General features: G+C 56.8%; 21 protein-coding genes. 17 read left to right on the top strand and 4 right to left on the bottom strand.

From position 1 onward, the window contains the following. Window positions 1-19 precede the first annotated feature (19 nt). From yjfP to rplI, 5 genes are all read left to right on the top strand, one after another. Window positions 20-769, top strand: coding sequence for an esterase (gene yjfP / locus ID864_RS06295; protein WP_048917392.1), 750 nt, complete (start codon window positions 20-22; stop codon window positions 767-769). A gap of 229 nt (window positions 770-998) precedes the next feature. After that, complete coding sequence (rpsF, locus tag ID864_RS06290; RefSeq protein WP_034891402.1) at window positions 999-1,394, top strand: 30S ribosomal protein S6; 396 nt, start codon at window positions 999-1,001, stop codon at window positions 1,392-1,394. Window positions 1,395-1,400: 6 nt separating this feature from the next. Then, window positions 1,401-1,718 (top strand): primosomal replication protein N, encoded by a 318-nt coding sequence (gene priB, locus ID864_RS06285; protein ID WP_048917429.1) that lies wholly within the window; start codon window positions 1,401-1,403, stop codon window positions 1,716-1,718. Between the two features lie 4 nt (window positions 1,719-1,722). After that, window positions 1,723-1,950: a 30S ribosomal protein S18 gene (gene rpsR, locus ID864_RS06280; RefSeq protein WP_002210155.1), complete on the top strand. Its 228-nt coding sequence runs from the start codon at window positions 1,723-1,725 to the stop codon at window positions 1,948-1,950. 39 nt (window positions 1,951-1,989) lie between these two features. Further along, window positions 1,990-2,442 carry a 50S ribosomal protein L9 gene (gene rplI / locus ID864_RS06275; RefSeq protein ID WP_048917391.1) on the top strand — a complete coding sequence of 151 codons (453 nt, stop codon included), beginning with the start codon at window positions 1,990-1,992 and terminating at the stop codon, window positions 2,440-2,442. A 54-nt stretch (window positions 2,443-2,496) separates the two neighbouring features. On the opposite strand, the gene ID864_RS06270 is transcribed toward rplI, so the two are convergent. Then, window positions 2,497-3,192, bottom strand: a complete 696-nt coding sequence (locus ID864_RS06270; RefSeq protein WP_180276718.1) for an OapA family protein — start codon at window positions 3,190-3,192, stop codon at window positions 2,497-2,499. Between the two features lie 208 nt (window positions 3,193-3,400). On the opposite strand from ID864_RS06270, the gene fklB reads away from it, so the two are divergent. Together fklB and cysQ are read left to right on the top strand one after the other, a co-directional pair. After that, window positions 3,401-4,021 carry an FKBP-type peptidyl-prolyl cis-trans isomerase gene (gene fklB, locus ID864_RS06265; protein WP_048917390.1) on the top strand — a complete coding sequence of 207 codons (621 nt, stop codon included), beginning with the start codon at window positions 3,401-3,403 and terminating at the stop codon, window positions 4,019-4,021. A gap of 179 nt (window positions 4,022-4,200) precedes the next feature. Further along, a complete protein-coding gene (cysQ, locus tag ID864_RS06260) occupies window positions 4,201-4,941 on the top strand; it encodes a 3'(2'),5'-bisphosphate nucleotidase CysQ (RefSeq protein ID WP_048917389.1) in 741 nt (246 codons plus the stop codon). A 119-nt stretch (window positions 4,942-5,060) separates the two neighbouring features. On the opposite strand, the gene ID864_RS06255 is transcribed toward cysQ, so the two are convergent. Continuing rightward, a complete protein-coding gene (locus ID864_RS06255; protein WP_048917388.1) occupies window positions 5,061-5,618 on the bottom strand; it encodes a YtfJ family protein in 558 nt (185 codons plus the stop codon). Window positions 5,619-5,937: 319 nt separating this feature from the next. On the opposite strand from ID864_RS06255, the gene ID864_RS06250 reads away from it, so the two are divergent. Beyond that, window positions 5,938-6,144: a DUF1107 domain-containing protein gene (locus ID864_RS06250; RefSeq protein WP_048917387.1), complete on the top strand. Its 207-nt coding sequence runs from the start codon at window positions 5,938-5,940 to the stop codon at window positions 6,142-6,144. Between the two features lie 95 nt (window positions 6,145-6,239). Here the strand turns inward: ID864_RS06250 and ID864_RS06245 are convergent, their stop codons facing one another. Then, a complete protein-coding gene (locus ID864_RS06245; protein ID WP_048917386.1) occupies window positions 6,240-7,574 on the bottom strand; it encodes a hemolysin family protein in 1,335 nt (444 codons plus the stop codon). A gap of 545 nt (window positions 7,575-8,119) precedes the next feature. On the opposite strand from ID864_RS06245, the gene tamA reads away from it, so the two are divergent. The 9 genes from tamA to ID864_RS06200 all read left to right on the top strand — a co-directional run bounded on the left by tamA (window position 8,120) and on the right by ID864_RS06200 (window position 20,434). Beyond that, the gene (gene tamA, locus ID864_RS06240; protein ID WP_180276719.1) at window positions 8,120-9,835 is read left to right on the top strand and encodes an autotransporter assembly complex protein TamA; all 1,716 of its coding nucleotides are present in this window, start codon (window positions 8,120-8,122) and stop codon (window positions 9,833-9,835) included. After that, window positions 9,832-13,605, top strand: coding sequence for an autotransporter assembly complex protein TamB (gene tamB / locus ID864_RS06235; protein ID WP_191149577.1), 3,774 nt, complete (start codon window positions 9,832-9,834; stop codon window positions 13,603-13,605). The genes tamA and tamB overlap by 4 nt, the downstream gene beginning before the upstream one ends. A 2-nt stretch (window positions 13,606-13,607) precedes the next feature. Next, the gene (locus ID864_RS06230; protein ID WP_048917383.1) at window positions 13,608-13,955 is read left to right on the top strand and encodes a gamma-glutamylcyclotransferase family protein; all 348 of its coding nucleotides are present in this window, start codon (window positions 13,608-13,610) and stop codon (window positions 13,953-13,955) included. A gap of 586 nt (window positions 13,956-14,541) precedes the next feature. Beyond that, on the top strand, window positions 14,542-15,189 hold the full coding sequence (locus ID864_RS06225; protein ID WP_048918790.1) for a DUF1120 domain-containing protein: 648 nt from the start codon (window positions 14,542-14,544) through the stop codon (window positions 15,187-15,189). 75 nt (window positions 15,190-15,264) lie between these two features. Then, on the top strand, window positions 15,265-15,978 hold the full coding sequence (locus ID864_RS06220) for a fimbria/pilus chaperone family protein (RefSeq protein ID WP_048918789.1): 714 nt from the start codon (window positions 15,265-15,267) through the stop codon (window positions 15,976-15,978). A 5-nt stretch (window positions 15,979-15,983) separates the two neighbouring features. Then, window positions 15,984-18,461, top strand: coding sequence for a fimbria/pilus outer membrane usher protein (locus ID864_RS06215; RefSeq protein ID WP_191149575.1), 2,478 nt, complete (start codon window positions 15,984-15,986; stop codon window positions 18,459-18,461). 34 nt (window positions 18,462-18,495) lie between these two features. After that, entirely contained in the window at window positions 18,496-19,137 is a 642-nt protein-coding gene (locus tag ID864_RS06210; protein ID WP_191149574.1) for a DUF1120 domain-containing protein, read from the top strand. A gap of 24 nt (window positions 19,138-19,161) precedes the next feature. Beyond that, the gene (locus tag ID864_RS06205) at window positions 19,162-19,890 is read left to right on the top strand and encodes a fimbria/pilus chaperone family protein (protein ID WP_191149573.1); all 729 of its coding nucleotides are present in this window, start codon (window positions 19,162-19,164) and stop codon (window positions 19,888-19,890) included. After that, window positions 19,883-20,434 carry a DUF1120 domain-containing protein gene (locus ID864_RS06200; protein WP_191149572.1) on the top strand — a complete coding sequence of 184 codons (552 nt, stop codon included), beginning with the start codon at window positions 19,883-19,885 and terminating at the stop codon, window positions 20,432-20,434. Before ID864_RS06205 ends, ID864_RS06200 begins: the two co-directional genes overlap by 8 nt. Window positions 20,435-20,540: 106 nt before the next feature. Here the strand turns inward: ID864_RS06200 and ppa are convergent, their stop codons facing one another. Beyond that, window positions 20,541-21,068 carry an inorganic diphosphatase gene (gene ppa / locus ID864_RS06195; protein WP_048917376.1) on the bottom strand — a complete coding sequence of 176 codons (528 nt, stop codon included), beginning with the start codon at window positions 21,066-21,068 and terminating at the stop codon, window positions 20,541-20,543. Between the last annotated feature and the right edge of the window lie 454 nt (window positions 21,069-21,522).

Below are 21,522 nucleotides of genomic sequence, written 5' to 3'. Positions count from 1 at the left end.
AAGTTTATGAGGAAAGGTGATGATCGAGCTGAAGAGTGAAAGTTTCTCCGGGATTGAGTGCCTGCATGCCTTCCCTGCCGGCCAGCGCGATGCGCCACTGCCCAGCGTGATTTTCTATCACGGCTTCACCTCGTCAAAGGAGGTTTACGCCTATTTCGCCGTCGCGCTGGCTCAGGCCGGGTTTCGTGCGGTGCTGCCGGACGCTGACCTGCACGGTGCGCGCTACAGCGGCGACAGCGAACTGCGCCTGACGCGTTTCTGGGAGATCCTGCGTAGCAATATTGACGAGCTGCCCGCAATCGAACAGGCGCTGCGCGCGCGCCAGCTGGTGGACGCTGAGCGGCTGGCGGTGGCCGGGGCATCCATGGGCGGCATGACGGCGCTGGGGGCGATGGCGCGCTATCCGCAGCTGCGCGCGGCGGCGAGCATGATGGGCTCCGGCTATTTCAGCCAGCTGGCCCGGACGCTGTTTCCGCCGCGAGTGGCGCGCACGCAGGAGGAGAAAAAACAGCTGGCCGAGCGGCTGGCACCGCTGGCGCAGTATGATGTCGGCCACCAGCTGGAAAAGCTGGCCAATCGCCCGCTGCTGCTGTGGCACGGGGAAGCCGATGAGGTAGTGCCCGCCGCAGAAAGTGCGCGGCTGGAAAAAGCCCTGCGTGACAGCGGGCAGGACGGCAACCTGACGTATCTTACCGAGTCCGGCGTGGGCCACCGCATCACCCCGCCGGCGCTGACCGCCTTTACCGCCTTTTTTCAGCATCATTTATAAGCCGTAGGGGCGGACCCTCTTTTTCGGTCCGCCCGAAATCAACGTACCCGCGCCAATATTTACCTTGTGTTTATCCCTCCTCGCCAGTATGATTACGCGTCAATTTTTCAGCCGCATTCTCAGGTTGTGACCCGGAGTTTACTCTGGTCACGGCTTATAACGTTCCTTGCTTCCATGGGCCGCGGCTGACCCTGACAGGAGGCTGAATAATCCGTAAGGAGCAAATTCGATGCGTCATTACGAAATCGTATTTATGGTTCATCCTGACCAAAGCGAACAGGTTCCTGGCATGATCGAGCGTTACTCTGCAACCATCACTGGTGCAGAAGGTACGATCCACCGCCTGGAAGACTGGGGCCGCCGTCAGCTGGCTTACCCGATCAACAAACTGCACAAAGCTCACTACGTTCTGCTGAACGTGGAAGCGCCGCAGGAAGCGATCGATGAGCTGGAAACTAACTTCCGCTTCAACGACGCCGTTATCCGCAGCATGGTTATGCGCGTTAAGCACGCGGTAACTGAAGCATCTCCGATGGTTAAAGCTAAAGATGAGCGTCGTGATCGTCGCGAAGATTTTGCTAACGAAACCTCTGATGATGCAGATGCTGGGGATTCTGAAGAGTAATTGTCCGTGACGGCCAATCGTCTGACGCTGTCTGGCACCGTGTGCAAGACGCCGATACGAAAAGTGAGCCCGTCAGGAATTCCACACTGCCAGTTCGTGCTTGAGCACCGTTCAGAGCAGGTGGAAGCCGGTTTTAACCGGCAAGCCTGGTGTCGGATGCCGGTGATTATCAGCGGCAAAGCCCATCAGGCCATTACTCAAAGTATAACGGTCGGTACGCAGGTTACGGTTCAGGGATTTATTAGCTGCCATCAAGGGCGCAATGGCCTGAACAAGATCGTACTGCATGCCGAGCAGATTGAATTGATAGATACTGGAGACTAGCCTAATGGCACGTTATTTCCGTCGTCGCAAGTTCTGCCGTTTCACCGCGGAAGGCGTTGTAGAGATTGATTACAAAGACATCGCTACGCTGAAAAACTATATCACTGAAAGTGGTAAAATTGTCCCGAGCCGTATTACCGGTACTCGTGCAAAATACCAGCGTCAGCTGGCTCGCTGCATCAAGCGCGCTCGCTACCTGTCCCTGCTGCCATACACTGATCGTCATCAGTAATCGGCCGCCGTCTATTAACGACTTAAAGAGGATAAGGTAATGCAAGTTATTCTGCTTGATAAAGTAGCAAACCTGGGCAGCCTGGGTGACCAGGTTAACGTTAAAGCGGGCTACGCTCGTAACTTCCTGGTACCACAGGGCAAAGCTGTTCCTGCTACCAAGAAAAACGTTGAGTTCTTCGAAGCACGTCGTGCAGAACTGGAAGCCAAACTGGCTGACGTTCTGTCTGCAGCTAATGCACGCGCTGAGAAAATCAATGCACTGGGCACCGTGACCATCGCGTCTAAATCAGGCGACGAAGGTAAACTGTTCGGTTCCATCGGTACCCGCGACATCGCTGATGCAGTTACTGCAGCTGGCGTTGAAGTGGCTAAGAGCGAAGTTCGTCTGCCGAACGGCGTTCTGCGTGTGACCGGTGAGCATGAAGTGGACTTCCAGGTTCACAGCGAAGTCTTCGCTAAGCTGATCGTTAACATCGTTGCTGAAGCTTAATCGCTGACGTTAGCGTTGTTCAAAGCGCCGCCCCCTGGGGCGGCGTTTTTGTTTCTATTGCGCTTTTAAGAATGTTCCATCGGGCTGGCGGGTAAACAGTATTTCCCCGTTGCCGCTGTCCAGCGTCAACCCTGTCACCACTCCCTGCGCATCCTGACGAATCTTCACCGTCTGCCCGGCATGTAACGTGCTGAGCGGTTTATCGTTGCCCTCAACCCGCGCCATCGCAAACACATCATTGACCGGCAGATTATTGTCACGGAACAGCTGCGCCAGCGTCTGGCCGGAGGCAATCAGGTATTCATGCCACTCGCCCTGGCTGTCCGACTGGGCGGTGCTGGTTTGCGCGGGCGGCGCAGTGGGTGTTGTTGCTGGCGGAGGGCTATCGGTGATTTCCGCCTGTAACGGCACTTCAGTGCCGGCGTCGCCGCTCTGCATGGGCGTGACCGGCTGCACCGCACGCTGTTGCGGGGTTGACGGCCACAGGAAGGCCAGCAGGACAACCAGCGCGGCGGCAATAATGCCGCGGCGATGAGGCGCTGGCAGCGGGTTCATCCAGCTTATCTGGTCCGGCAAATGCCAGATTTGATGAAGCCACGACGATAAACGTGATGTTGGCGATGCGTCTGGCATTGCTTCTTCCTCCTGGCGCGACACTCGCGCAATCAGTGAGCGGTTTGCCAGCCAGTTTTTGACCTGGCTGACTAACTGCGGCTGGCCTTTCCTTCGCCTGCGGGCAATCTGGCCCATTTATACCTCTAATACACTGTAGCTTAGCCCGTTGCTGGTGGCGTGTTTTTATCGGTACAGGCCAGCAAGGGGTTTTGGGGCTAATAATCGGAAGTGATATTGTTTCCGTTTCACGGCGAAAAGTCACCAGTGGAAGATGGGATTTTACGCCCGTTGTCTGCGCTGTTATGCTTCGTCTTCGGTTTTATCAATGATGAAAGGAAAATCCATGACAACCCCTTCTTTTGACAGCGTTGAAGCGCAAGCAAGTTACGGTATCGGTTTACAGGTCGGTCAGCAGCTGCAGGAATCTGGTCTGCAGGGTTTACAGCCAGAAGCACTGCTGGCAGGCCTGCGCGACGCGCTGGAAGGGAATGCCCCGTCCGTTCCTGTTGATGTGGTTCACCGCGCGCTGCGTGAAGTTCACGAGCGTGCAGAAGCCGTGCGTCAGGAGCGCCAACAGGCCATGGCAGTAGAAGGTCAGAAGTTCCTGGAAGACAACGCCAAGCGTGACGGCGTCAGCAGCACCGAGACCGGTTTACAGTTCAGCGTGCTGACTCAGGGTGAGGGCGCAATCCCATCCCGTCAGGACCGCGTACGCGTTCACTATACCGGTAAACTGATCGACGGCAGCGTGTTCGACAGCTCCGTACAGCGTGGCGAGCCGGCTGAATTCCCGGTAAGCGGCGTGATCCCAGGCTGGATCGAAGCGCTGACCCTGATGCCGGTTGGCTCTAAATGGGAACTGGTGATCCCACACAACCTCGCCTACGGCGAGCGCGGTGCAGGTGCTTCCATCCCACCATTCAGCACCCTGGTGTTTGAAGTCGAGCTGCTGGAAATCCTGTAAGTTCTTCGCGGGCCGGGCATCGCGCCCGGCCCCTGAGCCTGCCTGCGAAAACACCGCCACAACCCGCCTTTTCCCCGCCCCTTAACTCTGTGATTTATCATAAAATACCAGGAAATCGTGTCCCTGCGCGTCAGGTGCGTTATGCTGTTGAAAACACCAGAACAGTCAGGAGGTGGGAAGTGTTAGACCAAATTTGTCAGCTGGCGCGTGATGCCGGTGATGCCATTATGCGAGTGTACGACGGCCAAACGCCGTTGGATGTCGCCCATAAATCCGATGATTCCCCGGTTACGGCAGCAGACATTGCCGCGCACAAGGTGATCGTTGCTGGCCTGCAGGCGCTGACGCCGGCGATCCCGGTGCTGTCAGAGGAAGATCCTGCCGGCTGGGAAGTGCGTCAGCACTGGCAGAAATACTGGCTGGTTGACCCGCTTGATGGCACCAAAGAATTTATTAAGCGTAACGGCGAGTTCACGGTGAACATCGCGTTGATTGAGGGCGGCAAGCCGGTGCTCGGCGTGGTTTATGCGCCGGTATTACAAGTGCTCTATTCCGCCGATAATGGTAAAGCCTGGAAAGAAGAGGGCGGGCATAAGGTGCAGATCCAGGTACAGAACGCGCATCCGCCGCTGGTGGTGGTGAGCCGCTCCCATTCCGATAGCGAGCTGGAAGATTATCTCAGCCAGCTGGGCGAGCATCAGACCACCGCGATTGGCTCATCGCTGAAGTTCTGCCTGGTGGCGGAAGGCAAAGCGCAGCTCTACCCGCGCTTTGGGCCAACCAATATCTGGGACACCGGTGCGGGCCACGCGGTGGCGCTGGCAGCGGGCGCCCACGTGCACGACTGGCAGGGAAAAACGCTGGATTACACCCCGCGTGAGTCGTTCCTCAACCCCGGTTTCCGCGTCTCAATATATTGATGTTTGCCGCGCCGGGCCCATGCTATCTGGATTTCTGTAGGGGCGGACCTTTTTTTTCGATCCCCCTAATTGGGGTTATGTAGGGGCGGACCTTCTTTTTCGGTCCGCCCTGGTCATCACTAGTGCAGTAACTCTTGCAACAATGTCATCACCTGCTTCACTTCATCCTGCGTCAGCGCCCCCTCTTTGGCGAACCGCACCTTACCCTGCTTATCCAGCACGATAATCGCTGAGCCGCCGCTCTCCAGCTGCCAGGCTTTACGTGCCGCACCGTTGCTATCGACAATGAACTGCGACCACGGGAACTGCTGCTTGTTGCTGTGAATGCTGCTGCGCACGAACATCCCGGTGCCGGGAATGGCATCATCGGTGTTCACCACCGTGGTTGTCTGGTAGCGGTCGTGCGGCAGTTTTGCCGCTTTGATCGCCTCAATCAGCGCCGCGTTCTGCTCTTTAGCGGAAGATCGCCCGGCAATATGCTGTATCACTCGCACTTTCCCTGGCAGCTGCGCGCTGTTCCAGTTTTTATAGCTAAACTTATCCTGCTGCAGCACCAGTTCACCCTTGTCGGCAATCCCGACCGGCGCAACGCGTTCCCCCATGTTGAAGTTGTGCGCGGCGACGGTAAAAGGGATAAAAAGGCAAAGCGTAGCTGCCAGTTGGCGGGCTGTTGTCATGATGGCTCCCGAGTTTCGATGTGATCCGACCAGTTAGTCATGGTTCTGCAATAATAAGCGCGGATGATGCTGCTGTCGCATCGAAACAACATCTTTGCAACAGATCGCACAAAACCCTATGTATTGAAGGTTTACACTGCGCAGGTACGTTCAGGTAACAGAGAGTTCTGTCATGATGTGTAAAAACAGTAAAAAAAATCGCTTTTAGGAACATCGGCAACGAATGTTGTTCTATATTGTAGTCACTTTGCGCTTCACCACTTCGTACCGTGCTTGGTCACGATGAAGCGTACGCTATACGTTCAGGAGTAAAAACAGAATGAAGATCTTCCAGCGATATAATCCATTTCAGGTCGCTAAATACGTCAAAACGTTGTTCCGGGGAAGGTTGTATATCAAGGATGTGGGCGCGTTTGAGTTCGATAAGGGCAAGATCCTTATTCCCCGCGTCAAGGATAAACAGCACTACAGCGTGATGTCAGAAGTTAACCGTCAGGTTCTGCGCCTGCAGACTGAGTTTAACTGATAAAAAAGATTCAGGGTCAGGCATGCCTGACCCAGACAAGTAGGGTCGAGGCATGCCTCGACCGCAAACCACCCTTACACCATTCTCAATGCATTCTACGAAACCGCACTCTCTTCAGGATCTTTCGGCAGCGCCGGCGTAGTCGGGCGTGCATCAATGCGTGTCACCAGCAGCTGGTCGATGCGGTAACTGTCGATGTCGACAACTTCAAACTTAAAGCCGTGGAACTTCACGAAGTCGGTGCGCTTTGGAATTTTGCGCAGCATAAACATCATAAAGCCGCCGATGGTTTCATAGTTGCCGGACTGCGGGAACTCGTCGATATGCAGCACGCGCATCACGTCATCAATTGGCGTTCCGCCCTCTACCAGCCATGAGTTCTCGTCGCGCGCGACAATTTGCTCTTCCATTCCCTGGCCGACCAGGTCGCCCATCAGCGTGGTCATCACGTCGTTGAGGGTGATAATGCCCACCACCAGCGCGTATTCATTCATGATCACCGCGAAGTCTTCACCCGCCGCTTTAAAACTTTCCAGCGCTTCAGAGAGCGTCAGCGTGTCCGGCACAATCAGCGCCGAGCGGATCTGCACGCCGCTGTTCAGCGCCATGCTCTGATTACCCAGCACGCGCAGCAGCAGCTCTTTCGAGTCGACGTAACCGATAATGTGGTCAATATCTTCGTTGCACACCAGGAACTTGGAGTGCGGGAAGCGGGCGATCTTCTCTTTCAGGCTGCCCTCATCTTCGTGCAGGTCAAACCACACCACGTTTTCGCGGGAGGTCATCGATGAAGGCACGGTGCGCGACTCCAGCTCGAACACGTTCTCGATCAGCTCATGCTCCTGCTTGCGCAGCACGCCAGCCAGCGCGCCCGCCTCCACCACCGCATAGATATCGTCGGAGGTGATGTCGTCTTTGCGCACCAGCGGGATTTTAAACAGGCGGAAGATGATGTTAGCCCCGCCGTTAAAGAACCACACCAGCGGGCGGAACAGAAACAGGCAGAAACGCATCGGGTTGATGATCTTCAGCGCCACGGTTTCCGGCGCGATCATGCCAAGGCGTTTAGGGAACAGGTCGGCAAACAGAATAAACAGGCTGGTGACCACGGTGAAGGAGCAGATAAAGCTAATGCGCTCCGCCATCTCCGGCTCGAAGAAGCGTTCAAACAGCGAGCGGAAAGCGGGGGAGAACGCGGCATCGCCGACAATACCACCAAGAATGGCGACGGCGTTCAGGCCAATCTGCACCACGGTAAAGAACATGCCGGGGGTTTCCTGCATCTTCATTACGCGCTGCGCGTTGATGTTACCTTCGTCCGCCAGCAGCTTAAGTTTAATTTTGCGGGCAGCCGCCAGAGAAATTTCTGACAGAGAGAAAAATGAGCTGATGGCAATCAGCAGTACGATGACAAGCAAGCTGTCTAACATAGAACATCCATTATTTGGCTCGGCTCTGTGGCGGTGAGAATAGGCTCGCGGTCAGAGTGGGCCGGGTTAATCACTTGTCATTTTTGGCCTGGGCAGCGCGCAGGATGATGTCGAATCGGGTCGATCAGGGCTATCCGTGCCAAAAATGTCTGCGGTTCGGCAAGTGCGCCGGAGCAGAAGGGTAATCAGGGCGCGGTGCGCCCTGTCGGCAGATTATAACTGTGCCGACGAGCGCTTACAATTACGGCAGTTGCGGGAGTGGATTGCGCGCGGAGAAAAAGTGCGGCGACTTGTCCGATCGCCATAGCGCGTTACACTCCTTTTACCCGCAATCGCGATACTGTGTTGTAACGTACCGTGACTTTGCACACAATAGGCACAAAATTTGTCTTAGGTTTAGATGCTACTTAGCCACAGTGATTCATGCAGGGTTGAAAGCTGTTGCAGCACAATGGTCGCATAATGGGATTATCAGGTTAAGCCCGGTGGATTGCGGGCTGGCAATAAAAACGGGAGTAAGCGTGCCAAGAGTTCATGTGGTTTGCATGTCTTGCCTGCTGATCGTTGCGCCTGCCGTAGAGGCAGCGAACGTTCGTTTGCAGGTGACAGGGTTATCAGGGGAGTTACAGAAGAATGTCAGGGCGCGTTTATCCACCATCACTAATGATGAAGTGACCTCCGATGGCCGCTTCCGCTCGCGGGTGAGCGAAGCGGTGAAAGAGGGCCTGAAGGCGCTGGGATACTACGAACCTGAGATCGACTTCGAACTGCAACCTCCTCCTCCTGGCGGAAAGCGTCCGCTGCTGCTGGCAAAAGTCACCCCTGGTGAGCCGGTAAAACTGGCGGGAGAAACCGTGATCCTGCGCGGCGGCGCCCGCACAGACGAAGACTATCAAAAGCTGGTGAAAAGCGGAAAACCGCCGCTGGGGACGGTGCTCAACCACAGCGACTATGAAAAATTCAAAAGCTCGCTGAGCAATCTGGCGCTGCGCAAAGGCTACTTTGACGGCGACTACCGTAAAAGCCAGCTGGGGGTGTCGGTAGAGCGGCGTGAAGCCTTCTGGGACCTCGACTATGACAGCGGCCAGCGCTATCGCTTTGGCGACGTCAGCTTCTCCGGTTCGCAAATCCGCGAAGACTATCTGCAAAACCTGGTGCCGTTTAAACAAGGCGATTACTACAACTCCCGCGACCTGGCCGAACTGAATCGCCGCCTGTCGGCGACCGGCTGGTTTAACTCGGTGGTGGTGGCCCCCGAGTTTGATAAGGCGCGCGACAGCAAAGTGTTGCCGCTGCATGGCGTGGTGTCGCCGCGCACCGAAAACACCATTGAGACCGGTGTAGGTTACTCGACCGACGTGGGCCCACGCGTCAAAGCGACGTGGAAAAAGCCGTGGGTCAACGATCGTGGCCACAGCTTCAGCACCAGCGCCAATATTTCTGCCCCCGAGCAGCAGCTGGACTTCAGCTATAAAATGCCGCTGCGCAAAAGCCCCCTCGAGCAGTACTACCTGCTGCAGGGCGGGTTGAAGCGCACCGATCTCAACGACACCAAAGCCGACTCCAGCACGCTGGCTGCCTCGCGCTACTGGGACAGTTCCAGCGGCTGGCAGCGGGCGATTAATCTGCGCTGGAGCCTCGACCACTTTACCCAGGGCAGCGTCACCAACACCACGATGCTGATCTACCCTGGCGTCAGCGTTAACCGCACCCGCTCGCGCGGTGGGCTGATGCCAACCTGGGGTGATTCCCAGCGCTACTCGCTGGATGTCTCCGATACCACCTGGGGCTCCGATATCGACTTCGCCGTGATGCAGGCGCAGAACGTCTGGATCCGCACGCTGGAAGATAAACACCGCTTTGTGGTGCGCGGTAACCTCGGCTGGATAGAAACCAACAACTTCAGCAAGGTCCCACCCGATCTGCGCTTCTTCGCCGGGGGCGATCGCAGCATTCGTGGCTATAAATACAAGGGTATTTCGCCGCGCGATGACGAAGGCAAGCTGACCGGTGCCTCCAAACTGGCGACCGGCTCGCTGGAGTATCAATACAACGTGTCAGGAAAATGGTGGGGGGCGGTGTTTGTCGATTCGGGCGAAGCCGTCAACGACATCAAGCAGAGTAATTTCAAAACCGGCGCGGGCTTTGGCGTGCGCTGGCAGTCGCCGGTTGGGCCAATCAAGCTGGACATTGCCCGGCCAATTGGCGACCAGGACGATCGCGATATTCAGTTTTACATTGGACTGGGGCCTGAACTATGAAGTGGTGGAAAAAGGGCCTGATTGGCATTGGGGTTTTTGTGGTACTGCTGCTGGGCGGCGTTGCCTTTTTACTCGGCACCACCACCGGTCTGCATCTGGTGCTGAACGGCGCTGCACGCTGGGTGCCGGGGCTCGATATCCAGCAGGTGGACGGTGGTTGGCGTAATCTCACCGTCAAAGGGCTGAAGTATGAGATGCCGGGCGTCACGGTTAACGCCGGGGAGTTCCATCTTGCGCTCAAGCTAAGCTGCCTGAAAGAGAGCGCGTTCTGCGTCAACGACCTGTCGCTGAAGGACGTCAATGTGGTGGTGGACAGCAAAAAAATGGCCCCGGCCGCCACGCCACCGGTTGAGGAAGAGAGCAGCAGCGGGGAGATCAGCACCCCCTATCCGCTCACTCTCAGCAGGCTGGCACTGCACAACATCAATCTGAAAATTGATGATACCGCCATTTCTCTCGCCGACTTCACCAGCGGAATGCACTGGCAGGAGCGCAGCCTGACGCTGACCCCGACCCATATTCAGGGGCTGCTGATCGCGCTGCCGAAAGCGGCAAAAGTCGCCAACGAGCAGGTGGTCCAGCCAAAAGTGCAGGATCCTCAGCCGGATGAAAAGCCGCTGGGTGAAACCCTGAAGGCGATGTTTGCTAAACCGCTGCTGCCGGACCTGCCGGAATTCACGATGCCGCTGGATGTCGAGGTGCAGCAGATCCTCGGCGAGCAGCTGCGCATCACCGGCGATACCGATATTGCGGTCAACCGCCTGATGCTGAAGGCGAAGAGCGAAAACAGCCTGCTGCAGCTGCAAACCCTCGACATTGACTCACCGCAGGGGCAGCTTAACGCACAGGGGCAGGCCACGCTGAGCGGCAGCTGGCCGGTCAGCTTCAACCTCTACAGCGCGCTGAATATCGATCCCATCAAGGGCGAAAAAATCAAGATGACGCTGGACGGCGGGCTGCGCGATAGCCTCAAGCTGGCGCTGAATCTCTCCGGCCCGGTGCGCGCCCAGCTGGATGCGGATACGCAGCTGGCTGAAATCGGCCTGCCGCTGAATATGACGCTGCAAAGCCCGCAGCTGCGCTGGCCGCTGGACGGCGTGGCACAGTATCAGGCGGATAACCTCAACTTCACCTTCAAAGGCAAAGCCACCGATTACGTGATGTCGCTGAAGGCGGCGTTGCAGGGCCAGGGCATTCCTCCTGCCACCCTGACGCTGGACGGTAAAGGCAACGTTGAGCAGTTTGCGCTGGATAAGCTGCGGCTGGCGGCGCTTCAGGGCAATGCTGACCTGAGCGCGCTGGTGGACTGGAGCAAGGCGGTCAGCTGGCACAGCGAACTGCTGCTGAGCGGCATCAATACCGCGAAGCAGTACCCGGACTGGCCAGCGAAGCTGGACGGCAAAATCACCACGCGCGGCAGCCTGTACGGCGGCAGCTGGCAGATGCGCGTGCCCGAGCTGAAGCTGAAAGGCAACGTCAGAAACAACGCGGTCAGCGCCGACGGTTCGCTGTACGGCAACAGCTACAACCAGTGGAATATTCCCGGCATCAAACTGGTGCTGGGGCGTAACAACGTTGATGTGAAAGGCTCACTCGGCGATAAGCTGAACCTTGATGCCAATATCGATGCGCAGCATCTCGACAATGCGCTGCCGGGGCTGGGCGGTGTAGCGAAAGGCACTCTCCGCGCCCGTGGCGACCTGAAAACCCCACAGCTGCTGGCCGACCTTACCGCCAGCGGGCTGCGCTGGCAGGCGATGCGCATTGGCCGCATCAAGCTGGATGGCGACGTCAGCTCCGGCGAGCAGGTGCAGGGCAAACTGGCGCTGCGCGTCGAGCAGCTGAAGCAGGATGCGCTGGCGGTGGATCTGCTGACCCTTGATGCCAGCGGCACGGAGAAGCAGCATCAGCTCAAGCTCAATCTCAAAGGTGAACCGGTTTCCGGCCAGCTGGCGCTGAACGGCAGCTTTGACCGCGCCACCCAGCGCTGGCAGGGCAATCTCAACAACACCCGCTTTGATACCCCGGTTGGCGAGTGGCGCTTAACCCGCGCTATCGCGCTCGACTATCTCAACAGCGCCCAGACGGTGAAGATTGGCCCACACTGCTGGCAGAACCCGAACGCCGAGCTGTGCGTGCCGCAGACGGTGGAAGCGGGCCCTTCCGGCAACGCGCGCGTGGTGCTGAATCGCTTTGACCTGGCGATGATCAAACCGTTTATGCCGGAAGCGACCCAGCTGCGCGGCGTGTTCAACGGCGATGCCGATGTCTCCTGGACTGCCGATGGCGCACTGCCGACCGGGCGCATCGCGCTGAAGGGCAGCGGGGTGAAAGTGGAGCAGGATGTGCAGGGCAACACGCTGCCGGTCGCCTTCGACACGCTGAACCTTAATGCGGCGCTGAAAAATGGCCGCGCGCAGCTCGACTGGCTGATCCGCATCGCGGGTAACGGCCAGCTTGACGGTAACGTGCAGATTGCCGACCCGCAGGGCAAGCGCACGCTCTCCGGCAATATCAATATTGCCAATTTGTCGCTGGCGATGCTCAACCCGGCGCTGATGCAGGGCGAGAAAATCGCCGGGGTGCTGAGCAGCAACCTGCGCCTTGGCGGCAATCTGCAGAAACCGCAGGTGTTCGGCCAGCTGGGGCTGCGCAATGTCGATGTCGACGGCAGCTTTATGCCGGTTGATCTGACGGCAGCCAATCTGAATATGGTGTTCAACGGCATGAGTTCGACGCTGGAGGGGCTGATCCAGACCTCACAAGGGCAGATAGCGCTGAACGGTGACGCCGACTGGAGCCAGCTGGATGCCTGGCGTGCGCGCGTGGCGGCCAAGGGCGATAAAGTGCGCGTCACCGTGCCGCCGATGGTGCGTATGGACGTGTCGCCGGACCTGGTGTTTGAAGCCACGCCGCAGCTGTTTAATCTCGATGGCCGCGTCGACATCCCGTGGGCGCGCATTACGGTGCAGGAGGTGCCGGAGAGCGCGGTTGGCGTCTCCTCCGACGAAGTGCTGCTGGATAAAGACCTCAAGCCGATTGCGCCGAAGTCCACCGCCATCCCGATCAACAGCAATCTGATCATCCACGTCGGCAACGATGTGCGCCTCAGCGCCTTTGGCCTGAAAGCGAAGCTCAACGGCGATCTTAAGCTGGTGCAGGATAAGCGTGGCCTCGGGCTGAACGGGCAGATCAACATTCCGTCCGGTCGCTTCCACGCCTACGGGCAGGACCTGCTGGTGCGCAAGGGCGAGCTGCAGTTCTCCGGCCCGCCGGACCAGCCTTACATCAATATGGAAGCGATCCGTAACCCGGAAGCCACCGAGGATGATGTCACCGCCGGGGTGCGCGTCACCGGGCTGGCGGATGAACCCAAGGTTGAGATCTTCTCCGACCCGGCGAAATCCCAGCAGGAGGCACTCTCCTATCTGCTGCGCGGCCAGGGTTTAGGCGCCTCCGGCAGCGACAGTGACGCATTAACTTCAGCGCTGGTCGGATTGGGGGTTGCACAAAGTGGTCAGGTTGTGGGTAAAATCGGGGAGACCTTCGGCGTCAGCAACCTGGCGCTGGATACTGCAGGGGTTGGCGACAGCCAGCAGGTGCAGGTCAGCGGCTACGTGCTGCCGGGTCTACAGGTAAAATACGGTGTTGGCATATTTGATTCACTGGCGACGTTAACGCTGCGTTACCGCCTGATGCCCAAACTCTATTTGGAAGCGGTGTCTGGTATCGACCAGGCGCTGGACGTGCTCTATCAGTTTGAGTTTTAGCAATGCGAATAATCGTTTATGGCAGCCTGCGGCGCAAGCAGGGCAACAGTCACTGGATGACCAACGGGCAGTGGCTGGGCGATCATCAGATCGACGGCTACGCGCTCTATAACCTCGGGCTCTACCCGGGCGTGGTTCACGGTGAAGGTCAAGTCTACTGCGAAGTCTACCGCATCGACGCCTCCACGCTGGGCGAGCTGGATGCGTTGAGAACCAAAGGCGGAGAGTACAAGCGGGAGCTGGTGCCAACGCCGTATGGCAGCGCCTGGCTTTATGTGTATCAGCGTTCCGTCTCCGGCAGGCAGCATATCGCCAGCGGCGACTGGCTGCGGCGCGATGCGGCTGAATAACCCCCCAAAAAACACCGCTTTCGAGCGGTGTTTTTTTTGCCTGTTATCCGGGCCTTAGTTTATCCAGTGAAACTGGTTTAGAAATTAGTGGGATATATGATTGTTTTTTTTCCGTTTATAAGGGGGTTTTAACTATGGGTAAAGCAGCAGAGATATCATTCGTATCGCGTTATTAATAATGACTGCTTATTGCGATATTAAATTCTAATTAAAAAGCTTTTTTTTGTAGTATTTATTATTTTCCTGCCTGTCGAGGAGTGGTCTGTGGATTTAATAAGCTGGCATGATATTATACGCCACGATTAACTTAGTAGGTATTATTCGCCTTATTTTTGGAATTGAATTTCCATTAATCATTTTAAATAGGAGCCTTTTGGTAAATGAAACACCTTGAATACATTTGTAAGCTTTAAGGCTTTAGGTGTATTAAAGGTGTTCTGTTTCTTATTTTTAGGAAAGGAACGCGCCTGATGGTCAGCGCTAAGCATCGGTTGTTGGTGCTTAACTGCTGATTATTTCCAGACTGATACTGCCGCATTATCTGCGTGTGGTCAGGTCACAATGTTTAAAATAAAGGACTATTGCAATGAAAAAAATGACTGCGCTTGCCGCATCAATCCTCGTCGTTATCGCTTCTGGCCAGGCTATGGCCAACTCATCGGTAAATCTGCAGGTGAGCGGCAAGCTTGTCCCGTCTGCTTGCGAAATCAGCACCGGTGGTCAAGGCGTTACTTTTGGTGATATCGATATCAGCAGCCTTAACCAAGATAAAGCCACCGAACTGAAAGATAAATCGCAGACAATCAACATCACGTTGAAGTGTCCGGCGGCCATGAAGACGGGCATTAAATTCTCCGATCTTTCAGGTGGCGAGGACAGTGCGTCGTTTTCACTGGGTAAAAAAGGCAACGTGCAGCTGGGAAGCTACGCGCTGAGACTGGATCCTAAGGCAAGCCAGGTAGACGGCAAGCCTCCTGTTTCCTTTGCCTTACGTCAGGAAAATGGCCTATTCCTACCGGTGCAGGGAATTTCAGAAGTGTTAATGTCAAATGCCAGCGTGATTAAAACAGCAGGCTTTGATATGGGTTCGACGGAGGAAAATGGTCATGCGGCGGCTACCAATAAGCTTTTCAGCATGACTGTTACTCCAACTATTAATGCCCTTAAGGACATTGGCAATGTGCAGGAAGCCGAACTTAATGGTATCGCGTCGGTTGATATTATCTACTTATAATTAATCATGCCACCGGCAAAACAGTTCAGCTCAGGCTGGTGGGCCGGTGGCTTTTTATCAGATTAAGCATCAAGGATGAATATTTTGCTTAAAATTTTTCCTCCGCTATTATTTTCACTCGTTTCACTGCTATTTTTTCATTCTGCCTTCGCTGTGATGCAGCCGCAAACCTCCATGATATTAATTGATGAGGAGAAGGGCGGCGGCAGTATTAATGTGACCAATACGGACGATCGGGAGGCATTGCTGTATGTCAAAGTCACCGATCTGGATGACGATAAGCAGCCGCAGGTGGTGGTTACCCAGCCGGTAGTACGGGTTGGCGCAGGGAAGACCCAGCGGGTGCGCTTTGTGCTGTCAAGCCAGCAGCCGCTAAGCGTGGAGCATATAAAACGGGTCACGTTTGAAGGGCTTCCTTTAGTTTCAGAGTCCGGAAAAAATACGGTCAGTATCAACGTGCGCCAGGATCTCCCGCTGATTATTCGTCCGCGTGCGCTGGCAGCTGCCGCCGACCCGTGGAAAGCGCTGGCATGGTCGGTGGGCGGCGGAAAAATGACGGTTCACAACGCCTCGGCTTACGTCATCAGGCTTGGACAAGATATTGCGCTACTTCCCGGCGGGCAAAAAGGCAAAATAACGAAAAGCTACCTGCTGCCGGGCGAGACGCTGGCTGTAGTGGTATCTGATGCCAAAGCTCTGGCCAATGTGAGCAAGGTGCGCTTTGAGACCCTCTCGCAGTACGGGTTTGAAATCGGCAAGGTTGACATGCCCGTCAGCCACGGCAGCTGACTACCATGTCGTCCTGTTCTCTGAGGCCGGCACCGCTCTGCGTTCTGGTTCTGCTGGCGCTGCCGGCAGAGGTGCTGAGCAATGTGGCGCTGCCGCCGCTGAATAAAACGCCACCGCCGCTGGCGCGCGAGCCGGATGACAACAAAAGCGCAGCCACAGACCAGGAGTCGCTGGCGGTAAAACTACTGAAAGCGCGCGGCATCGACCCCGCCCAGCTGGGCATACTGGATAACAACGCGCGCTTTCCTGCTGGCGAAAATGTCCTCGATCTTAGCGTTAACGGTGAGTTTAAAGGTACCTTCAGCGTCACGGTAAATGCCGGCGGGGATCTCTGTTTTACCCCACAGCTGATCGCGCAGCTGGGGTTAAAACCCGTGGAAAAGATGCCGCCGCAGGGCTGCTTTGCCTGGGTAAAGCACGACCCGCATATCACCACCCGGTCCGAGCCCGCCACGCTGTCAGCCAGTATTGTGGTACCGCAAAGCTGGCTAGCCCCTGCTGAGCGGGCGAACAGCAGCGAAACCGGGGGCGCCGGGGCGCTGCTTAACTACAGCTACTTTAATACCCTCAACGTCGGCCGCAGCGGCCGCAACCGCTACAGCTATCTGACGCTGGAGGATGGCCTCAATCTCGGCGGCTGGATGGTGCGCAGCTATCAGCAGCTGAGCCAGAGTGATGGGGTAAACAGTGCCAGCGTCAGCTCTCTCTATGCTGAGCGCACCCTTGCCCGCTGGCAGCAGCGGCTGCAGTTTGGCCAGATTAGCGTCAGCGATACGCTGTTTGCCGTCGGCGACATTAACGGGGTACAGCTGATCCCTGATAATGGCTTCGAACAGCAGGAGGAGAGCGGCGTCATGGTCGAGGGCATTGCCAGTACGCCGCAGGCGCGCGTCGAAGTGCGCCAGTATGGCGTGGTCATTTATAACACCCTGGTACCGGCTGGCCCGTTTCACCTGCGTAATATTCCGCTGACCAACCGCAACAGCGATCTTGACGTCAGCGTGCTGGAAACCGACGGTCGGCAGCAGCACTTCAGCGTGCCCGCCAGTCAGCTGATGGCGTTTAGCAGCCCTGCGCCACGCGGATTTTCGCTGGCGCTGGGTAAATTGCGTGACACCGGCAGCCAGGGCCAGCAAGTGCCGGCTATCTTCACCCTGAATAAGAGCTGGCAGCCGACGGCGCGCCTCTCGGCACAAAACGGCATCATGCTGGCGAAAAAGTACCAGTCGCTGGCAATGGCGGTCAGCGGCCAGCTGCTGCAGGGGTTTCAGCTGGCGGCGCAGATCATGGCGACCAACGACAGCTACAGCAAGGTGCGCAGCGGCCGGCTCTCATTGTCTGCCAGCTACCGGCTCTCCGCGCTGCTGTCGCTCAGCGGCAGCGTGACTAAGAACACGCCGAACTATTTAACACTCAGTGAAGCCAGCAGTCGCAGTCGCTGGCGCAACGGCGTTCGCGACCTGGAAAACACCCAGTACTCGCTGTCGGCCAGCCTGTCGCTACCGGTACTGGGGAGTGTTTCCCTCAGCCACTCTGAAAGCACCAGCTTTGGCGCCGGGCACGGTACCACGCGTTACAACATGCTGAGCTGGAGCAGAAATATCAGCAGGGCGATGCTGTCTGTCAGCTATGCGCGCAGCAGCGGCGGCTCTGGCGATAAACAGCTGTCGGTTAACCTGACGCTGCCGCTGGGGCAGCAGCAGCTCAGCAGCTATTACCGCAGCAGTGCCAGGTCCAGCCAGCTTGGCGCCCAGACGCAGGGGGCGCTTAACAATAATATGAGCTACGCGCTGTCAACCGAACGCGATCTGCAGCAGCGCAGGCAGTCGGTGCAGGGCGGGGTTAATGCCAACCTGCACTACACCATGATGGGGGTGACTACCCAGCAGAGCGGCGGCGGTTCAAGCAGTTACTCGCAGAACGGCAGCGGGAGTATGGCGCTGATCGACCGCCATCTGCTGTTCTCGTCTCATCCGGTCGGCCAGACGTTTGGCCTGATTGCGCTGAATGAACCGCTGGCCAACGTTGAGATAAGCACCCCAGGCGGCACCAGCTGGACCGACTGGCGCGGGCTGGCGCTGGCGCCCAACCTGCAGGCGTGGAGAGAGAGCGGGCTGGATTTGAACACCGAAACGCTGCCGAAGCGCAGCGATGTCAGCAACGGCCACCGTAGCGTCAACCTGGCGCGCGGGGCGGTCAAGCGGATCAACTTCTCCGTGCTGACCACGCGCCGGCTGCTGCTGACGCTGCAGCTCAGCGACGGCAAACCGCTGCCGCGCGGCAGCATGGTGAGAGATGAAAACAATAAGCTGTTAACCATGGCGATCGATGACGGCACCGTTTATCTCGAAAATTCGCCGGAAAAAGCCACGCTGCATATTGAAATAGCCGATAAACAGCAGCAGTGCAGCTTCTCCTATCAGCTTGAAGACGATAAGTCGCAGGATGCGCCTTTCCAGAAAATCAGCGGCGTCTGCGTCTGAATACCATCAACCAGGGAGGAACAGGATGAAAATAGTGAGCCGCACTTTACTGCTCAGCACGCTGATTACCGCTTCAACCGCGCACGCCGATACGCAGCTCACGCTGCAGGTAAAAGGGGCGATCTCGCCACCCTCGTGCGATCTGACCATTGACCAGCAGGGGGTGCTTGACTGGCAGCAGATTAACAGCGCGTCGCTGTCAACCACCCATGCCACCACGCTGCCTGCGCGCACCACCCATCTTAACGTCAGCTGCGAAACCGCTACCCTGTTCGCGCTGCGCGCTAAGGATATTGCCGCCCGAGCGGCAGAGGCAGGCAGCGGCGATGCCACCCGGTTCAGCCTGGGCACCACCCGCACAGGCAAAGCGATTGGCAGTTACACCATTCGCAGCGCGGCCAGCAGCTGCCTGGTGGATGGGAAAAAGATGGCGGCACTGATGAGTTCCGACGACAGGGGTAAAACCTGGCAGCCGGTGCAGGACGAGCTGAGCTGGACCACGTCGGGTGAGCAGCTGATCGCCTTTTCTGACGGCGCTAACCCGCAGCCACTGCCGGCGAAAACGGCGGTCTTTACGCTGCGCGTTACCCCCTCGGTGGCGGCACGGCAGGCGCTGGATTTTGACGACAGCGTCACCCTGGCCGGCAGCACCACCTTCGATTTAGTCTATCTGTAGCGCAACTAACGGTAACCGCAACCCGTGAAATTCAATCGATTCAGTGCGCTAACCCTCTGCCTGACTGCGCTGCTGGGGGCGGGCGCAGCAGAAGCATCCATTATGCGCCCGGCCAGCTCGATGGTGCTGATCCAGGAGGCGGCGCAGGGCGGCAGCCTGAACGTGACCAATACCAGCGATGTGGACGCCCTGCTGTATGTGAAAATCTACGATCTGCCGGACGATCGGGGTCCGCAGCTGCTGGTCACGCAACCGGTGACCCGGCTGGCGGCTGGCGAGACGCAGCGCGTGCGCTTTCTACTCAATACCCGCGCAGCGCTGACGCATGAGCACCTGAAAAGGATGATCGTTGAGGGGATCCCGCTGGTGCCGATCGACGCGGATCGCGTGGCGGTCAATCTGCGCCAGGATCTGCCGGTGATCGTCCATCCGGCGGCTCTGCCCATGCTGGCGGATCCGTGGAAGATGCTGCGCTGCAGGACGGTCAATGGCGATCTGCGCATCGAAAATAGCGGCCGCTACGTGGTTCGCCTGGCGCAGAGCATCACGCTGCTGCCGCAGCAGAAAACAGTGACGCTGGATAAAAGCTATCTGCTGCCCGGGGAGGTCATCACGCTGGCCGGGCAGGGAAGGTCAGAGACGCGCCAGCTGGAGATTCAGAGCCTGTCAAAGTATGGCTACGTCGCCGGAAAGTTTCGGCTGATCGTTAGCGGGGCAGCGCATGCGCAAACATCAGGGAGGAAAAGTGATTAAAAGAAAAATTCAGATGCGTCAGCTGGCAAGGCGCGCGCTGGCTGCTGCCCTGCTGCTCACTCCGCTGGGGGCCGCAGCAGCCTGTACTATCAGCAGCAGTACTTTACAGCTGGATTATGGCCAGCTGAATAAACAGATTATGCCAGACAGCACCAGCCGGATTGAACTACCGGCACGTGAAGTGCAGGTCAGCGTGGATTGCGATGCCCCCCGGGAGATGAAACTGGCATTTAGCGGGCGCAACGGCAGCAACCCGCAGCAGTTCTCTTTTGGCCGTGATGGAAATCTCGAGGTGGCTATTTCAGCGCTGGTGCTCGACAAACATGCCAGTCAGTTTATTGAACGATCGCCGTGGCTGCGCAGCGATGAAGCGCAAAGTAAGAGTACGGCAAAATTATTGCCGGGCAGTCAGATTATTATCAACCCGGCTGGGCAGCATCTCAGTTTTACCCTGAAACTGCATCCGGTATTTAGCAACAGTCTGTTTGCCGTTCAGGATGATTATTCCCCTGAGAATGCGATTACGATATCGCTCATCGATTAAAGCGGAAGGCTGTTTTTATTTTAACGGGACAGTTAGATTAGCAAAAAAAACACCGCCGCAGCGGTGTTTTTATTTAACGCGGAGGAGAGTTCATCTCCTGCACGGATTATTTTGCTGCACGCTCGAAAGAAGAAACAATTTCAGCTTTAGCCGCTGCCACACCTTCCCAACCGTCAACTTTAACCCATTTCCCTTTTTCCAGCGCTTTGTACTGCTCGAAGAAGTGGGTGATCTGGCCGCGCAGCAGTTCTGGCAGGTCGTTCACATCCTGGATGTGCTCATACTCTTTGCTCAGCTTGCTGTGTGGAACGGCAACAACCTTGGCATCTTCACCCGATTCGTCGGTCATTTTCAGCACGCCTACCGGACGGCAGCGGATCACTGAACCTGGCTGCAGTGGGTACGGGGTTGGCACCAGCACGTCTACCGGGTCACCATCCAGGGAGAGGGTGTTGTTGATGTAACCGTAGTTGCACGGGTAGAACATCGCAGTCGCCATGAAGCGGTCTACGAACAGCGCGCCAGTCTCTTTGTCGACTTCGTATTTGATCGGAGAGGCATTCGCTGGGATCTCAATCACGACGTAGATATCATCTGGCAGGTCTTTGCCCGCAGGAACGTGGTTCAGGCTCATTTCGATTCCTTTAATTAGCGTAGTTAAGTGCCAGGTATTATAGCTATCTCACCCGGCAACGCACCCCCCTTTTTCCGGCTTTCAGAATAGACCTGAGCGCGGTGGCGCCGTGTTTGCGAGAAAAAACGCTGCCGCTGATGCGCTACAGGGATTAAAAAAGCTTAAGCGCTGCCGTTTTAAGCAGATTAATCGATTAATAATCTCCATTTTGTGCAAAAAAACGCCACGCTCAGCGCCCCTTTTTCTCTGACCTGCAGCTTCCCTGTCTGCCCCTGCTGCAGGGGAGTGGAACAGCGGTGAATGCCGCTTTAGCCAGCATTAATGACTGCTTTTCTTCTTTTAGCGAGAGATTAATAGATTAATAAAGTGACTTACCAGACAGGAAAACTATGATGGCTGCGAATCTTGTTGGGGTGATTGCGGTGTATTCCCACTGCCATAGCCCCCCTCAGTT

Origin of the sequence: Erwinia aphidicola (assembly GCF_014773485.1) — a bacterium.
Classification (GTDB): Bacteria; Pseudomonadota; Gammaproteobacteria; order Enterobacterales; family Enterobacteriaceae; genus Erwinia; species Erwinia aphidicola.
Note: the sequence above shows the minus strand (reverse complement) of the source record. Positions and strands in the feature narration are given on the sequence as shown.

Excerpts from the sequence above, each read along its gene's own strand:
- tamB (WP_191149577.1), top strand. The coding sequence starts at position 9,832 with ATGAAGTGGTGGAAAAAGGGCCTGATTGGCATTGGGGTTTTTGTGGTA.
- rplI (WP_048917391.1), top strand. The coding sequence starts at position 1,990 with ATGCAAGTTATTCTGCTTGATAAAGTAGCAAACCTGGGCAGCCTGGGT.
- ID864_RS06255 (WP_048917388.1), bottom strand. The coding sequence starts at position 5,618 with ATGACAACAGCCCGCCAACTGGCAGCTACGCTTTGCCTTTTTATCCCT.
- ID864_RS06230 (WP_048917383.1), top strand. The coding sequence starts at position 13,608 with ATGCGAATAATCGTTTATGGCAGCCTGCGGCGCAAGCAGGGCAACAGT.
- fklB (WP_048917390.1), top strand. The coding sequence starts at position 3,401 with ATGACAACCCCTTCTTTTGACAGCGTTGAAGCGCAAGCAAGTTACGGT.
- ppa (WP_048917376.1), bottom strand. The coding sequence starts at position 21,068 with ATGAGCCTGAACCACGTTCCTGCGGGCAAAGACCTGCCAGATGATATC.
- tamA (WP_180276719.1), top strand. The coding sequence starts at position 8,120 with ATGTCTTGCCTGCTGATCGTTGCGCCTGCCGTAGAGGCAGCGAACGTT.
- ID864_RS06250 (WP_048917387.1), top strand. The coding sequence starts at position 5,938 with ATGAAGATCTTCCAGCGATATAATCCATTTCAGGTCGCTAAATACGTC.
- ID864_RS06270 (WP_180276718.1), bottom strand. The coding sequence starts at position 3,192 with ATGGGCCAGATTGCCCGCAGGCGAAGGAAAGGCCAGCCGCAGTTAGTC.
- ID864_RS06225 (WP_048918790.1), top strand. The coding sequence starts at position 14,542 with ATGAAAAAAATGACTGCGCTTGCCGCATCAATCCTCGTCGTTATCGCT.
- ID864_RS06220 (WP_048918789.1), top strand. The coding sequence starts at position 15,265 with ATGAATATTTTGCTTAAAATTTTTCCTCCGCTATTATTTTCACTCGTT.
- ID864_RS06245 (WP_048917386.1), bottom strand. The coding sequence starts at position 7,574 with ATGTTAGACAGCTTGCTTGTCATCGTACTGCTGATTGCCATCAGCTCA.
- rpsR (WP_002210155.1), top strand. The coding sequence starts at position 1,723 with ATGGCACGTTATTTCCGTCGTCGCAAGTTCTGCCGTTTCACCGCGGAA.
- rpsF (WP_034891402.1), top strand. The coding sequence starts at position 999 with ATGCGTCATTACGAAATCGTATTTATGGTTCATCCTGACCAAAGCGAA.
- ID864_RS06215 (WP_191149575.1), top strand. The coding sequence starts at position 15,984 with ATGTCGTCCTGTTCTCTGAGGCCGGCACCGCTCTGCGTTCTGGTTCTG.
- yjfP (WP_048917392.1), top strand. The coding sequence starts at position 20 with ATGATCGAGCTGAAGAGTGAAAGTTTCTCCGGGATTGAGTGCCTGCAT.